The organism is Actinomadura rayongensis, assembly GCF_009831215.1.
Classification (GTDB): Bacteria; Actinomycetota; Actinomycetes; order Streptosporangiales; family Streptosporangiaceae; genus Spirillospora; species Spirillospora rayongensis.
This window is the reverse complement of the sequence record NZ_WUTW01000009.1, coordinates 103,474-118,058: the sequence shown is the minus strand read 5'-3', so window position 1 is coordinate 118,058 and position 14,585 is coordinate 103,474. Positions and strand designations below refer to the sequence as shown.

Genomic DNA, 14,585 nt, shown 5'->3' with positions numbered 1-14,585 from the left:
TCACCACGCGACGGGCCGGTAGTCCTTGAGGAACACGCCCGACAGCCGCTCCCCGCGCACGCCGCGCACGATCGGGTCGTAGACGCGCGCGGCGCCGTCCACGACGTCCAGCGGCGGCCGGAACCCCGCCGCCCGCTGCGCGGCCTTCCCCGGATGGGGCCGCTCGTCGGTCACCCAGCCGGTGTCGACGCTCGTCATGTGGATCCCGTCGGCCGCGTAGTCGGCGGCGGCCGTGCGGACCAGCATGTTCAGCGACGCCTTGGCCATGTTCGTGTGCGCGTGCCGGACGGTCTTGCCGGCCCGCGCGAAGCTGCCCTCTATCGCCGACACCTGCACGACGTACCGGTCGGGGAAGGGCGACGCGGCCAGCAGCCCGCGCAGCCGCGACGTCAGCAGGAACGGCGCGAACGCGTTGACGAGCTGGGTCTCCATCCACTCGGCCGGGTCGATCTCGTGGAGGCGGAGCGTCCAGCTGTTGGCCGGGCGCAGGTCGAGGGGCTGGCCGGTCTCGTCCGTGCGGCCCGCCGGGAAGAACGCGTCGGCGGCCGGGACGGGCAGCGCGCGCGGCGCGGCGACGTCCACGTCGGCGGCCGTCCCCAGCAGCGGCTGCGCCTCGCGCTCGCGGACCTCGCGGTGGTAGGCGGCCGGGCGCCGGATGGTCTGCGCGGCGTTGTTGACGAGGACGTCCAGATGGTCGAACCGCGCGTGGACGGCGTCCAGCAGTCCCGCGACCGACGCCAGGTCGAGCAGGTCCACGCCCCGGACGTGGAGCCGGTCCAGCCAGTCCGCCGCGTCCGGGACGGCCGCGAACCGCCGCGCCGCGTCGCGCGGGAACCGCGTCGTGACCAGGACCTCCGCGCCGTCGCGCAGTAGTTTCAGCGCCAGCTGGAAGCCGATCTTGATCCGGCCGCCGGTGACGAGCGCGACCCGTCCGGTCAGGTCGGCGCGGGCGTGCCGGCGGACGCGGTTCTCGGCGGCGCAGTCCGGGCAGAGCTGGTGGTAGTCGGCGTCGACCGTCCGGTACGGCTCTTTGCAGACGTAGCAGGAGCGGGCGGCGACGAGCGTGCCGACGGGCTCTCCCGCGACTTCCGGGACGGGCGCGGGATCCTGCTCGCGGAACCGCGTGGCGGCGGCGAGGACGTCCAGGTCGCGGGCGCGGCGCTCGGTGCGGCGCGCCGCCCGGCGGGCCTTCTTCTCCGCGCGGTACACGACCCCGACGGCCTGCCGGACGGCCGCGAACGCCGGATCGTCGGGACCGGCGTCGCGCGCCAGCTCCAGGACGCGCAGGCACGCGGCGAGATCGTCGGCCGAGGGCGGCCCGCCGGGGGAGCCGGAACCCACGGTGCTCCTTCGCGTGAACGGTCGGGTGGTGGGACCGGTCGGATTCGAACCGACGTCCTCCAGCTCGCAGCTTGGGCGCGACGACCTCTGCGCTACGGCCCCACCGCGCAGGAGCGTAGCGACATCCCGGACATTCCGCGCGCCGTTCGTGATCTTTCCCGGCACGACGGCCGCACGCGGGCGGGACGAGGAAGGTTTTCAAGATCCGCCATTTTAAGGGCCGCATACCTCGGCCGGTGTTTCTCCCATCCGGGACTCGGCGACGCTGAACAGTGCTGATCATCGGACGAAGGGACATCGTGGCGGCCCCGAGCTGGAGCTTCGACGAGCACGACCGCACGCTCGACGTGCTCGTCTCCCGCGAGAACTTCCCGGTCGCGGCCCGGGTGCTGCCCGCCCGGCACCGCGCCGACCTGCGCGCGGTGTACGGCTTCGCCCGCCTGGTCGACGACATCGGCGACGAGGCGCCCCCCGAGCGCCGGCCCGCCCTCCTCGATCTGATCGACGACGAACTCGACGCCGTCTACGCCGGGCGCGAGCCGCGCCTGCCGCAGATGCGGCGGCTCGCCCCCACCGTGAAGGCCCGTGGAATTCCGTCCGAGCCGTTCCGCGACCTCGTCCAGGCCAACCGCCAGGACCAGGTCGTGGACCGCTACGGGACGTTCGACGAACTCCTCAAGTACTGCACGCTGTCGGCCGAGCCGGTGGGACGGATCGTCCTGCACGTGTTCGGGCGGGCGACGCCGGAACTGGTGGACGCCTCCGACCGCGTGTGCTCCGCGCTCCAGGTGATCGAGCACTGCCAGGACGTCGGAGAGGACTACGCGCGCGGACGGATCTATCTCCCCGGCGAGGACCTGCGCCGGTTCGGCTGCGCCGAGGAGGACCTGGCGCTCCCGCACACCCCGGCGCGGCTGCGCGGCGTCGTGGCGCTGCAGGCGTCCCGCGCGCGCGACCTGCTGGAGGAGGGCGCGCCGGTGCTGCTGGCGGGCCTGACGGGGTGGGCGCGGCTCGCCGTCGCGGGCTACGTCGCGGGCGGCCGGGCGACGCTGGCCGCGCTCGACCGGGGCCGCCACGACGTGCTCGGCCGGCGGCTGCGGCCCGGCCGGGCCCGGACGCTGGCGGGCTGGGCGTCCGCTCTGGGAAGGGGCTGATCAGATGACGGTGGCCGACGCTTACCAGCACTGCGAGCGGGTCGTGCGGGAGGAGGCGCGCAACTTCGCCTACGGCATCCGGCTGATGCCCGCCCCCAAGCGCCGCGCGATGAGTGCGATCTACGCGTTCGCGCGCCGCGTCGACGACATCGGCGACGGCCCCGAGCCCGCCGAGGCGCGCCTCGACATGCTCGCCGACGCGCGGCGGCGCCTGGACACGCTGCAGGACGTCGTCGCGGGCCGCGCCGGGATCGGGGCGCTCGGCGCGGACCCGGTGCTGACGGCGCTGGCCGACGCGGCCATGCATCACCCGATCCCGCTGGACGCGTTCGGCGAGCTGATCGACGGCTGCGAGAGCGACGTGCGCGGCGCCCACTACGAGGCGTTCGAGGACCTGCTCGCCTACTGCCGCCAGGTCGCGGGCACGATCGGACGGCTGTCGCTCGGCGTGTTCGGCACCGAGCGGCACGCCGAGGCGGGCCGGCTGGCCGACGCGCTCGGCGTCGCGCTCCAGCTCACGAACATCCTGCGCGACGTCCGGGAGGACCGCCTCGCGGGCCGCATCTACCTGCCCGCCGAGACGCTCGACCGGTTCGGCTGCACCCTCGACCAGGACGCGGACGGGCGCTTCACCGACCCGCCCGAGAAGCTGCACGCGCTCGTCCGGTTCGAGGTGGACCGGGCGCGCGCCTGGTACCTGGACGGCCTGCGCCTGCTGCCCCTGCTGGACCGCCGCAGCGCGGCCTGCACCGCCGCGATGTCGGGCATCTACCGGCGGCTGCTGGACCGGATCTCCGAGCACCCGACGATCGCGCTGTCCTCGCGGATGTCCCTGCCGACCTGGCAGAAGGCCGTCGTCGCCGCCCGCGCGCTGAGCGGGGTGGAGCGATGACCGCCGGAGGCGAGCGGGCGACCTTGAGCGCGCCGAAGGCGCGCGCCGCGCGCTGGACTGAGGAGCGGCGGGAGCTTGCGACCAGAGCGACGAGGGAAGCGCGCGGCTCAAAGCGCGCCGTAGGCGAGCGGGCAACACAGCGCGCCGCAGGCTCGCGGGAGACACAGTGAGTGTCGTCATCGTCGGTGGGGGGCTAGCCGGGATCGCCACGGCGGTCGCGCTCGGCGAGGCGGGGGTGCCGGTCACGCTGATCGAGGCGCGGCCCCGGCTCGGCGGCGCGACGCACTCGTTCCGGCGCGGCGGCCTCACCGTCGACAACGGCCAGCACGTGTTCCTGCGCTGCTGCACCGCCTACCGGGGCCTGCTGGACCGGCTCGGCGTCGCGCACCTGACGAGCACGCAGGACCGGTTCGACGTGACCGTCCTGCGCCCGGACGGCCTGCCGCCCGCGCGCCTGCGCCGGTCCAGGCTGCCGAGCCCGCTGCACATGCTGCCCGCCCTCGCCCGCTACACGCCGCTGACGCCGGGGGAGCGGCTGCGGGCGGTGCGCGCGTCGATGGCGCTGCAACGGCTCGACCCGGACGACCCGTCGCTGGACGACGTCGCCGCCGGCCCGTGGTTGGCCGCGCGCGGGCAGAGCGCGAACGCCCGCGAGGCGCTGTGGGGCCTGTTCATCACCGCCTCGCTCAACGCCGAGGTGGACGAGGCCGCGCTCGGCCTGTCGGCGATGGTGTGCAACCGCGCGCTGTTCGGACGGCCGGACGCGGCGGACATCGGCGTCCCGTCCGTCCCGCTCGCCGAGCTGCACGCGGGCCCCGCACGACGGCGCATCGAGGAGCTGGGCGGCGAGGTGCGGCTGAAGGCGAAGGTCGAGGGCGTCAGCGCGGAGAAGGTCGTCGTGGACGGCGCGCCGATCGCCGCCGACGCCGTGGTCGTGGCCGTCCCGCATCCGGCGGCGGCGCGGCTGCTGCCCGCCGAGGCGCGGCCCGAGGCGGGCTGGCACGAGCTGTCGGCGAGCCCGATCGTCAACGTCCACGCCGTCTTCGACCGGACGGTGCTGGACCGGCCGTTCGCGGCGGCGGTCGGCTCCCCGGTCCAGTGGATGTTCGACCGGACCGAACCGAGCGGCCTCGAAGACGGCCAGTACCTCGCGGTGTCGGTCTCGGCGGCCGACCGCTGGATCGACCGGCCGGTGGCCGAGCTGCGCGCGGTGTTCGAGCCCGAGCTGCGCCGCCTGCTGCCCGCCGCGCGCGGCGCCCGCGTCCGCGACCTGTTCGTGACGCGGGAGCGGCGGGCGACGTTCCGGCAGCGTCCCGGCTGCGGGGCGCCGCGTCCCGGGGCCGCCACCGGCGTCCCCGGCCTGTTCCTCGCCGGCGCGTGGACCGACACGGGCTGGCCCGACACGATGGAGGGCGCGGTGCGCAGCGGCCTGACCGCCGCCCGCCTGGTCCGTCGCCATCTGGAAGGGGTGAAGGACCGGTGACCACTCTTCCGGTCTCGATGACCGGTACGCGCGAACTCGTGGACGGGGCGCTGCGCGCCGCCGTCGGACGGCTCGACCCGCGCACGTACCGCGTCGCAGCGCACCATTTCGGCTGGGCGCAGGCCGACGGCCGGCCCGTGAACGGCGGGCAGGGCAAGGCGCTGCGGCCCGCGCTCGCGCTGCTGTCGGCGCGCGCGGCGGGCGCCGCGCCCGAGGCGGCGCTGCCGGGCGCGGCGGCGGTGGAGCTGACGCACGCGTTCTCGCTCCTGCACGACGACATCATGGACGGCGACCGCGTCCGCCGGCACCGGCCCGCCGCCTGGACGGTCTTCGGCGAGCCCGCCGCGATCCTCGCCGGCGACGCGCTGCTGGCGCTCGCGACCGAAATCCTGCTGGAGGCGCCGGGCCCGGGCGCGGCGACGGCGGCGCGCAACCTCGCCGCGACGACCCGCCGGCTCATCGCCGGGCAGTCCCTGGACCTGGAGTTCGAGACCCGGCAGAAGATCACGCTGGACGAGTGCCTGGCGATGGTCGAGGGCAAGACCGCCGCGCTGCTGGCCTGCTCCTGCTCGATCGGCGCGGTGCTCACCGGCGCGCCCGAGCCGGTCTGCGCCGCGCTGGACGCGTTCGGCGCCGAACTCGGCGTCGCGTTCCAGCTCGTGGACGACCTGCTCGGCATCTGGGGCGACACCGACACGACCGGCAAGCCGACGATGTCGGACCTGCGGGCGCGGAAGCTGTCGCTGCCGATCGCCGCCGCGCTCCAGGCCGGGACGCCCGAGTCCGCGCGCCTCCAGATGCTCTACCGGCGCCCGGTGCCGTCCGGGACGGCCGAGCTGGAGGAGATCGCGCGCCTGATCGAGGCGTCGGGCGGACGGGCCTGGGCCGAGAAGGAGGCGCGGCTGCGCGTCGAGCGGGCCGCCGCGCACCTGGACGCCGCCGCGCCGCCCGACGACGTCCGGGCCGAGTTCCTGCGCATCGCCGACTTCGTCACCCGCCGGGACCACTGATGACCGCCACCGCACCCGTCGAGCCCGCCGGCGAGCCGCTGGAGACCGGCGCGCCGCGCACGGCCGCCGACGCGCTCGCCGCCGCCCGCGACCACCTGCTCGGCCTCCAGGCCAAGCAGGGCTGGTGGAAGGGCGAGCTGCAGACCAACGTCACGATGGACGCCGAGGACCTGCTGCTGCGCGAGTTCCTCGGCATCCGCTCCGACTACGACACGCGCGAGGCCGCGCGCTGGATCCGCTCCCAGCAGGCGCCCGACGGCACGTGGGCGAACTTCCACGGCGGCCCGCCGGACCTGTCCACGACGGCCGAGGCGTACGTCGCGCTGCGGCTCGCCGGGGACGCCCCGGACGCCGAGCACATGGCCCGCGCGGCGGCGTTCGTCCGCGCCGAGGGCGGCCTCGCCGCGACGCGCGTGTTCACCCGGTTCTGGCTGGCGCTGTTCGGCGCCTGGGAGTGGGACGACCTGCCGGTCATGCCGCCGGAGATGATCTTCCTGCCGGCGTGGTTCCCGCTCAACGTCTACGACTGGGGCTGCTGGGCGCGGCAGACGATCGTCCCGCTGACCGTCGTCGCCGCGCTGCGCCCCGTCCGGCCGCTGCCGTTCGGGCTGGACGAGCTGCACGCCGAGAGCGCGCCGCGCCGCCGCCCGCGCCTCGGCTGGGACGGCGCCTTCCACGCGCTCGACAAGGCCCTGCACCTGTACGAGAAGCGTCCGCGCAAGGGTCTGCGCCGCGCCGCGCTGCTGCGCGCCCGCGACTGGATCGTCGCGCGGCAGGAGCAGGACGGCTGCTGGGGCGGGATCCAGCCGCCGTGGGTGTACTCGCTCATCGCGCTGCACCTGCTCGGCTACGGCCTGGACCACCCGGTGATGCGGCGCGGCATCGCGGGCCTCGAACGCTTCACGATCCGCGACGCGCAGGGACGCCGCCTGGAGGCGTGCCAGTCGCCGGTCTGGGACACCGTCCTCGCGATGAACGCCCTCGCCGACGCGGGCCTGCCCGGCGACCACCCGGCGCTGCTGCGCGCCGCCGACTGGGTGCTCGGCGAGGAGGTCAGGGGGCCGGGCGACTGGAGCGTCCGGCGGCCCGACCTCGCGCCCGGCGGGTGGGCGTTCGAGTTCGACAACGACCTCTACCCCGACACCGACGACACGGCCGAGGCGATCCTCGCGCTGAACCGCGTCCGGCACCCCGGCGCGGAACCGGCGATCGAGCGCGGCGTCCGGTGGATGGCCGGGATGGCGTCCAAGGACGGCGGGTTCGCCGCGTTCGACGCCGACAACACGAGCCGGCTCGTCGCGCGGCTCCCGTTCTGCGACTTCGGCGCGGTGACCGACCCGCCGTCCGCCGACGTCACGGCCCACGTGGTCGAGGCGCTGTGCGCGCGGGGCATGGCCCGGACGCCCGTCGTCCGCCGCGCCGTCGTGTGGCTGCTCAAGCACCAGGAGGACGACGGTTCCTGGTTCGGCCGCTGGGGCGCCAACCACGTCTACGGCACCGGCAGCGTCGTCCCGGCGCTGGTCGCGGCGGGCGTCCGGCCGGACGCGCCGGTGATCCGCCGCGCCGTCGGCTGGCTGGAGCGCCACCAGGGCGCGGACGGCGGCTGGGGCGAAGATCTGCGCTCCTACCGCGACGCCGCGTGGATCGGCCGGGGAACGTCCACCGCCTCGCAGACCGCGTGGGCGCTGCTGGCGCTGCTCGCGGCGGGCGAACGCGGCCCGGCGGTACAGCGCGGGATCGACTGGCTGGTCGCCCGGCAGCGTCCCGACGGCACCTGGGACGAGGACGAGTTCACCGGCACCGGCTTCCCCGGCGACTTCTACATCAACTACCACCTCTACCGGCTCGTGTTCCCGGTGAGCGCGCTCGGCCGCTACCTCGCGGCCCAGGACGCCCGGTGACGCGGCTGGTGGTGTGCGCCGCGCTCGGCGTCGAGGCCCGCGCGCTGCGCGACCCGGCCTACACGGTCGTCCGGACCGGCATGGGCCCGCGCCGCGCGTCCGCCGCCGCCCGGCTGCTGCCCGCGTTCGACGCGCTGGCGGTCGCGGGCTTCGGCGGCGCGCTGGACGACCGCGTCCGGCCCGGCGACCTCGTCGTCGCGACCGAGGTGCGCACCGCCACGGGCGTCCTGCCCTGCCCGCACGCCGACGACCTCGCCGACCGGCTCGCCCGGGGCGGCGCGACCGTCCGGCGCGGCCCGGTCGTCACGGTCGGGCACACCGTCACCGGCCGGGAGCGCCGCGCGCTCGCCGACCTCGGCGCGGTCGCGGTGGACATGGAGTCCGCGCCGCTGGCCGCGTCCGCCGGCGACCGGCCGTGGGCGGTGGTCCGCGCGGTCGTGGACGGCCCCGGCCACCCGCTCGTCTCGCCCGGCACGCTCGCGCGCGGCCTGGCCGCGCGGCGGCGGCTGCGGCGGTCCGCCGCCGCGCTCGCCGCGTGGGCCGCCGCGTCCGCGCCGTGCCGGACGACCGAAACCCATCTTCCTGAGGAGGCTGGTCCCTGATGGGCATGCCACTGCGCCAGAGCCTGCGCATCGGCGGGTACATCCTGCGCAACAAGCTCACCGGCCGGGACAAGTTCCCGCTGCTGGTCGAACTCGAACCGCTCTACGCCTGCAACCTCGCCTGCGCGGGCTGCGGCAAGATCCAGCATCCGGCGTCGGAGCTGAAGAAGCGGATGCCGGTCGAGCAGGCCGTCGCCGCGATCCGCGAGTGCGGCGCGCCGATGGTGTCGATCGCGGGCGGCGAGCCGCTCATGCACCCGCAGATCGGCGAGCTGGTCGCCGAACTCGTCAAGCTCAAGCGGTACGTGTTCCTGTGCACCAACGCAGTGTTGATCCCCAAGCACATCGACAAGTTCACGCCGTCGCGGTACTTCGCGTGGGCCGTCCACATCGACGGGCTGCGCGAGCGGCACGACGAGTCGGTCTGCAAGGAGGGCGTGTTCGACGACGCCGTCGCGGCCGTCCGGATGGTGCAGGAGCGCGGGTTCCGGGTCACGACGAACACGACGGTGTTCAACAACGACACCCCGCAGAACGTCATCGACGTCCTCAACTACCTCAACGACGACCTGCGCGTCGACCAGATGATGATCTCGCCCGCGTACGCGTACGAGAAGGCGCCCGACCAGGACCACTTCCTCGGCGTCGAGGAGACGCGGACGCTGTTCCGCAAGGCGTTCGCGGGCGGCAACCGCAAGCGCTGGCGGTTCAACCACTCGCCGCTGTTCCTGGACTTCCTCGAAGGCAAGGTCGACTTCGACTGCACCGCCTGGGCGATCCCGTCGTACTCGCTCAAGGGCTGGCAGCGGCCGTGCTACCTCATGGAGGACGGGTACGCCGACAGCTACCGCGAGCTGACCGAGACCACCGACTGGAGCGCCTACGGGCGCGGCAAGGACCCGCGCTGCGAGAACTGCATGGCGCACTGCGGGTACGAGCCGACGTCGGTGTTCGCGACGCTCGGCTCCCTGAAGCAGACGCTGCGCGCGATGCGCAGCGCGTGACCCGCGCGGGACCGGGTCCGCGCCGTCAGCCGGACCCGGCCCGCAGCGCGACCGTCCGCGCGCCGAACCGTCCGTCCAGCGCCCGGTAGGCGCCGGGGAACAGGCCCCGGACGACGACCGGCAGCCGCAGCCAGCCCGGCGCGAAGATCTCGGCGCTGCCCGCGACGATGCCCGCGACCAGGGCGTCGGCGACCCGGTCGGCCGGGATCGGACGGGGCCGGCGCCGCGTGTACGGCTCGCCGCGCCGCTCGAAGAACGGCGTGTCGACCACGCCGGGGACGAGCACGCCGACGCCGACGCCGCTGCCGCGCAGCTCCTGCCGCAGGCTGACGGCGAACATGTCCAGGCCCGCCTTGGTCGCCGAGTAGACCGCCTCGCCCGCGACGCCGAGCCGTCCGGCGATGGACGTGACGTAGACGAGCCGTCCGCCGTTTTCGAGCATGCCCGGCAGCAGCAGCCGGGTGAGGGCGACGGGCGCGGCGAGGTTCACCGCGACGAGCCGGGCCGCGTCCGCCGCGGGCATCGCGGTGAACGGGCCGGACCAGCCGACGCCCGCGTTGCACAGCAGGACGTCCACGCGTCCCGCGACCGCGAGCGCCGCCGCCGCGAGCCGTTCGGCCTCCGCCGGGTCGGCGAGGTCGCCGGTCAGCGCCGTCCCGCAGACCTCGCGGGCGACGGCGGCGAGCCGTCCGGCGTCGCGGCCGTGGACGATCACGTGCGCGCCCGCCCGCGCCAGCGCCACCGCGCTCGCCCGGCCGAGCCCCGACGACGCGCCCGTCACCAGGGCGACCGATCCCGTCAGCGGACCGGTCATGCGACCCCACCGCCGTCCAGCTCGGCCACGATGGCGCGGAAGGCGGTGAGCAGCGCGTCCGCGTCGCCGAGCGCCGGGTCCAGCGAGACGCTGACGCACAGCTCCCCGGCGATGCTCAGCGCCCCGACGGCGAGCGGCGCGCCCGGCACCAGCGGGATGACGGGATAGACCTCGTCCAGCGGCGCGCCCGCGAACCGGGGCCGCGTCACCGGGCCCGGCATGTTCGACACGACGCCCTGCAAGAAGCGCGGGCCGTAGACGGCGCGCGCGAACCGCCGGTGCAGCGGCGCGGGCATCAGCCGCGCCACGTCCCGCATGACGAACCACGCGGCCTGCGCCCGGGTGCCGGTGCGCAGCGCGCGGCAGCGGCGGGCGACGCGCGCCAGCCGCTCGTCCTCGGGCAGCGCGCCGATCGGCAGGTCGACCATGACGGCCGTCGTGTGGTTGCCCTCGGCGCCGCTGTCGGGGGAGCGCATCATGAGCGGCACCGCGAACCGGGCGAGCGCGCCCGGCGCGGTGTCCGGGCCGACGCGGTGGACCGCGCCCGCGACCGCGCTCAGCACGACGTCGGTGACGCGGGTGCCGTGCCGCCGCGCGACGTCCCGCAGCAGGGCGAGGGGGAGCGCGGCCGTCCCGAACCGGCGGTCGGCCGTACCCGTGACGGGCAGCCGGGTGCGCGGCGGGGCGTCGGCGGCGAGCTGGGCGAACCCGACGACCGTCGCCGCCGCGCGTTTCAGCACGCCCGGACGGCGCGGGGCGCCGCCGGGCGGCGCGGCGGGCGGCGCGTCCATGAGCAGCAGCGCCTGCGCGACGACCCCGATCCCGTCGGCGACGACGTGGTGCATGAGGAACACGACGGCGGTGCGTCCGGGCGCGACGCCGCGCACGAGCACCATCCGCCACAGCGGCCGGTCGCGCGGCAGCGGCTCGCCCTCCAGCGCGGCCACGATCGCGCGCAGCCCCGCGACGCCGTCGGCCTCGCGCTCCACGACGTGCCAGTCCCAGTCGATCGCGGGATGGTCCGTCCAGACCGGACGGCGCAGCCGCGACGGCGCCACGAGCCGCTGCCGGAACCGGGGCACCCGGTCCAGGCGGTCCAGGACGAGGCCGACGACGTCCGAGCGCCGCACCTCGGCCGCCGAGGTGTCCAGCATCATCACGCCGCCGACGTGCTGCGGCGCGCGCGGCGTCTCGACCGCGAGGAAGAACGCGTCCGTCGCGGCGACGCGTTCGGGACGGTCCGCGACGCGCTCGGTGCGGCGTCCGGCGTAGACCGCGACCGCCACCAGCGGGACGGCCGCCACCGCGTCCAGGACGTAGTGGTTCGCCGTCGCCAGGATCACGTACAGCGTGACGAGGACGTGGGCGGCGTTGAGGAGCTGGATCGACCGCAGCGCCGAGATCCGCGCCAGCTCCACGCCGACCCACAGCGTCCAGGCCATGTGCAGCGACGGCATCGCGGCGAGCTGGTCGGCGTTCTCGACCAGCGGCGAGCCCCAGGAGCCCCACGTCCGGCCGAGCCGTACCGTGTCGATGAACCCGAGGTCGGGCATCAGGCGCGGCGGCATCAGCGGGTACAGGGTGAAGCACGCGAGGCCGAGCAGGTTGAGCAGGACGAACGCGTTGCGCGCCGTCCGGTACTTGTCGGGGTGCTTCACGTACAGCCAGGCCAGCAGCCCGATCGCGCTGGCGATGTAGGTGACGGCGTACTCGTAGTTGGCGAGCACCCGCAGGACGGACTGGTCGGCCAGCCACCCGTTCAGCGTCCGCTCGACGTCGAGGTGGAGGGCTTTTTCCCAGCCGAACAGCGTCTCGGCGTGCGCCCGGGCCGCCCGGCGCCGCGCCCTCTCGGGCAGCATCACCACGAGCGCGTACAGCCCGAACACCGCGAGGCCGAGCAGCACCTCCCGCCAGGCGCGCGCGCCCGCGGCGTTCCCGCTCCCGGGCAGGACCCGATCGGGAGCGGTCACCACGTCCTGTGTCCCCACGTCACGCACCGTACCCACGATGTCACTCCGCCAGACCCCATCGTTGATCTTGCCGTTCACCCGGTGTTGCGACGACCGGACGGGGGGTATCGGACGGGGACGGAAAGATCACCGGACCTGCGGCGATGGGCGGACGAGGGGGCTGAATGCGGGAATTGCTCCGGCTGGACGGCTTTCGCCGCCTGCTCGCCGGGCAGGCGGTCTCCTCCCTCGGCGACTGGATGGGCACGCTCGCGCTGATGTACTTCGTGCTGAAGCTCAGCGGGTCGACCACCGCGATCGGCGGCGTGCTCGTGCTGCGGCTGTTCCCGTCCGCGATCGGCGCGCCGCTCGCCGCCCGCGCGGTGACGCGGTGGAACCGGCGCCGCGTGATGATGGCCGCCGACGTGATCCGCGCGGGAATGGCGGTGCTGCTGCCGATCGTCCCGTGGCTCGGCTGGGTGTTCTTCTGGGCGTTCGCGATGGAGGTCGCGAGCCTCGCGTTCCTGCCCGCGCGCGACTCGTCGGTGCCCGTCCTCATCGGGGAGAAGGACGACCCCGACCATCCCGCCGCCGGGCGGCTCGCGCTCGCCAACGGCCTGGTCATGGGCTTCTACTACGTCATGGTGCCGCTCGGCGCGGCGGCGTTCGGGCTGATCCACCTGATCTCGGGCTCGGCGGCGTGGACGGGCCACCTGGAGTACGTCGCGGTGTTCTGGGTGGACGCCGCGACGTACGTGGTGTCGTTCTTCGCGATCCGCTCGCTGCCCGACCTCGGCCCCGACCCGGCGGCCGTGCGCGCCGCCGAGCAGGAGGCGGCCAAGGACGGCAGGAGCACCCGGCAGGGGCTGCTCGCCGCGATGCGGATCCCGATCGTCCGGGAGATCCTGCTCGCCGTCGGGATCGTGGCGCTCGGGCTCGGGTCGCTGTTCTCGCTCGGCGTGGTGTTCGTCCGGGAGGTGCTGCACGCGGGGCCGCTCGGGTTCGGCGCGCTCGTCGCGCTGTTCGGGATCGGGTTCGTGGTCGGCCTCGCGCTGCTGCGCCGCCGCACGGACGCCAACCTGCCCGCGCAGATGCGGATCGGCATCGCCGGGCAGGGCCTGGTGATCATCGCGATGGGGCTGTTCGCGTCGCTGATCTGGGGTTATCTGGCGGCGCTGCTGTTCGGCATGGCCGCCACGACCGCGCTGGTCAGCGCGATCACCCACCTCCAGGACGGGCTGACGGGCAACGTCCGCGACGTCGCGCTCGCCGCGTTCCACGGCACGCTGCGGTTCGGGCTGGCGGTGGCGGCGCTGATCACCGGCGCGGTCGCGGACGCGCTGAAGGGCGGCGAGTACCACCTCGGGCCGCTCGGCGCGGTGGACCCGATCCAGCTCGTCCTCATCGGGTCGGGGGGCGTGGCGCTGCTCGGCAGCTTCTTCATCCGGTCGCATCCGGACGACGCGGTGCCGGCGTCCGGCCCCGACGACGGCCCGAAGGCGTCCTGACCCACGGCGCGGGAACCTTTTCCGTCCGCCCGCCGCGCGATCCGCAAATTCCCCTATCCTGGTAGGCAAAGTTCTATCCATGATGCGGGAAGGACCGGGGATGTCCGTAGAAGGCGCGCAGGCGGTCCGCCGGGCGCTCACGATCCTGCACTGCTTCCGCGACAACGGCCCGGCGCTCGGCGCGTCCGACCTCGGCCGGCGGCTGGACCTGCCGACCTCGACCGCGCACCGGCTCGCCCGGACGCTCGTCGCGTCGGGCTTCCTGGAGCAGGACCCGGCGACGTCCCGGTTCCGGCTCGGCCCGTCCATCGTCGAACTCGGCCAGCTCTCCTTCCACCAGCGCGGCCTGCACCGCGCGGTGCCCGAACTGACGCAGCTCGCCCGCGTCACGTCCACGACCGTCGACCTCGCGCTGCGCGGCGGCAACGAGGTGCTGATCCTCGTCGGCGACTCGGTGCGCCGCGAGGCGGGCATCGGCCTGCGCCGCCCGCTGCACTCGACGGCGCTCGGCAAGGTCCTCCTGGCGTGGTCGCCCGACCCCGACCTGGCCGGCCTCGGCCCGCTCCCGGCCCTCACCGACCGGACGATCGTGGACCCGTCCGAGCTGAAGTCCGAACTCGACCTCGTCCGCGACCAGGGCTACGCGGTCAACGACGGCGAGTCCGCCGCGGGCGTCCGAACCCTGGCCGTCCCGATCCTCGACCACGCCGGCAACGCCCGCTACGCCCTGGCCCTGCGCGCGACCCCCGAACTCATCACGATCCGCCGCCTCGACTGGTACCTCACCCAGGCCCGCACCTGCGCCAAGGCCCTGGAGATCCTCCTGCTCCCCCCAGAAGAACGCCCCACCCCCGCCCTCTAACGCCGACGGTCCACGCATGGCGTGATCGGAAACTTGGGGCATTCGTTATTCGATGCTATAAGGGT

12 protein-coding genes and 1 tRNA gene are annotated in these 14,585 nt (G+C 75.0%); 9 read left to right on the top strand and 4 right to left on the bottom strand.

Annotation, left to right across the window (positions count from 1 at the left end; translation table 11 throughout):
* Both GQ466_RS28265 and GQ466_RS28260 read right to left on the bottom strand, forming a co-directional pair.
* Entirely contained in the window at nucleotides 1–1,341 is a 1,341-nt protein-coding gene (locus GQ466_RS28265) for an SDR family NAD(P)-dependent oxidoreductase (RefSeq protein ID WP_337193657.1), read from the bottom strand.
* Between the two features lie 26 nt (nucleotides 1,342–1,367).
* A tRNA-Arg gene (locus tag GQ466_RS28260) sits at nucleotides 1,368–1,443 on the bottom strand.
* A gap of 197 nt (nucleotides 1,444–1,640) precedes the next feature.
* Between GQ466_RS28260 and hpnC the strand changes: the two genes are divergently transcribed.
* The 7 genes from hpnC (at nucleotide 1,641) to hpnH (ending at nucleotide 9,387) form a co-directional block, all read left to right on the top strand.
* A complete protein-coding gene (gene hpnC / locus GQ466_RS28255) occupies nucleotides 1,641–2,495 on the top strand; it encodes a squalene synthase HpnC (RefSeq protein ID WP_161106107.1) in 855 nt (284 codons plus the stop codon).
* Between the two features lie 4 nt (nucleotides 2,496–2,499).
* Nucleotides 2,500–3,387 (top strand): presqualene diphosphate synthase HpnD, encoded by an 888-nt coding sequence (gene hpnD / locus GQ466_RS28250; RefSeq protein WP_161106106.1) that lies wholly within the window; start codon nucleotides 2,500–2,502, stop codon nucleotides 3,385–3,387.
* A gap of 166 nt (nucleotides 3,388–3,553) precedes the next feature.
* Complete coding sequence (gene hpnE / locus GQ466_RS28245; protein ID WP_337193656.1) at nucleotides 3,554–4,870, top strand: hydroxysqualene dehydroxylase HpnE; 1,317 nt, start codon at nucleotides 3,554–3,556, stop codon at nucleotides 4,868–4,870.
* Entirely contained in the window at nucleotides 4,867–5,880 is a 1,014-nt protein-coding gene (locus tag GQ466_RS28240) for a polyprenyl synthetase family protein (protein ID WP_161106105.1), read from the top strand. Before hpnE ends, GQ466_RS28240 begins: the two co-directional genes overlap by 4 nt.
* Entirely contained in the window at nucleotides 5,880–7,781 is a 1,902-nt protein-coding gene (gene shc / locus GQ466_RS28235; RefSeq protein ID WP_161106104.1) for a squalene--hopene cyclase, read from the top strand. Before GQ466_RS28240 ends, shc begins: the two co-directional genes overlap by 1 nt.
* Nucleotides 7,778–8,383, top strand: a complete 606-nt coding sequence (locus GQ466_RS28230; RefSeq protein ID WP_161106103.1) for a phosphorylase family protein — start codon at nucleotides 7,778–7,780, stop codon at nucleotides 8,381–8,383. Before shc ends, GQ466_RS28230 begins: the two co-directional genes overlap by 4 nt.
* Nucleotides 8,383–9,387: an adenosyl-hopene transferase HpnH gene (hpnH, locus tag GQ466_RS28225; RefSeq protein WP_161106102.1), complete on the top strand. Its 1,005-nt coding sequence runs from the start codon at nucleotides 8,383–8,385 to the stop codon at nucleotides 9,385–9,387. Before GQ466_RS28230 ends, hpnH begins: the two co-directional genes overlap by 1 nt.
* 25 nt (nucleotides 9,388–9,412) lie before the next feature.
* On the opposite strand, the gene GQ466_RS28220 is transcribed toward hpnH, so the two are convergent.
* Together GQ466_RS28220 and GQ466_RS28215 are read right to left on the bottom strand one after the other, a co-directional pair.
* Nucleotides 9,413–10,201, bottom strand: a complete 789-nt coding sequence (locus GQ466_RS28220; protein WP_161106101.1) for an SDR family NAD(P)-dependent oxidoreductase — start codon at nucleotides 10,199–10,201, stop codon at nucleotides 9,413–9,415.
* Nucleotides 10,198–12,189, bottom strand: a complete 1,992-nt coding sequence (locus GQ466_RS28215) for a phosphatase PAP2 family protein (RefSeq protein ID WP_161106100.1) — start codon at nucleotides 12,187–12,189, stop codon at nucleotides 10,198–10,200. The genes GQ466_RS28220 and GQ466_RS28215 overlap by 4 nt, the downstream gene beginning before the upstream one ends.
* A gap of 146 nt (nucleotides 12,190–12,335) precedes the next feature.
* Here GQ466_RS28215 and GQ466_RS28210 point away from each other — a divergent pair, with 146 nt between their 5' ends.
* Together GQ466_RS28210 and GQ466_RS28205 are read left to right on the top strand one after the other, a co-directional pair.
* Nucleotides 12,336–13,658 (top strand): MFS transporter, encoded by a 1,323-nt coding sequence (locus GQ466_RS28210; RefSeq protein WP_161106099.1) that lies wholly within the window; start codon nucleotides 12,336–12,338, stop codon nucleotides 13,656–13,658.
* Between the two features lie 100 nt (nucleotides 13,659–13,758).
* Nucleotides 13,759–14,520: an IclR family transcriptional regulator gene (locus tag GQ466_RS28205; protein ID WP_202421248.1), complete on the top strand. Its 762-nt coding sequence runs from the start codon at nucleotides 13,759–13,761 to the stop codon at nucleotides 14,518–14,520.
* Nucleotides 14,521–14,585: the final 65 nt, after the last annotated feature.

Coding starts and splice junctions, on each gene's coding strand:
- hpnD (WP_161106106.1), top strand. CDS start 2,500: ATGACGGTGGCCGACGCTTACCAGCACTGCGAGCGGGTCGTGCGGGAG.
- shc (WP_161106104.1), top strand. CDS start 5,880: ATGACCGCCACCGCACCCGTCGAGCCCGCCGGCGAGCCGCTGGAGACC.
- hpnH (WP_161106102.1), top strand. CDS start 8,383: ATGGGCATGCCACTGCGCCAGAGCCTGCGCATCGGCGGGTACATCCTG.
- GQ466_RS28220 (WP_161106101.1), bottom strand. CDS start 10,201: ATGACCGGTCCGCTGACGGGATCGGTCGCCCTGGTGACGGGCGCGTCG.
- GQ466_RS28210 (WP_161106099.1), top strand. CDS start 12,336: ATGCGGGAATTGCTCCGGCTGGACGGCTTTCGCCGCCTGCTCGCCGGG.
- GQ466_RS28205 (WP_202421248.1), top strand. CDS start 13,759: ATGTCCGTAGAAGGCGCGCAGGCGGTCCGCCGGGCGCTCACGATCCTG.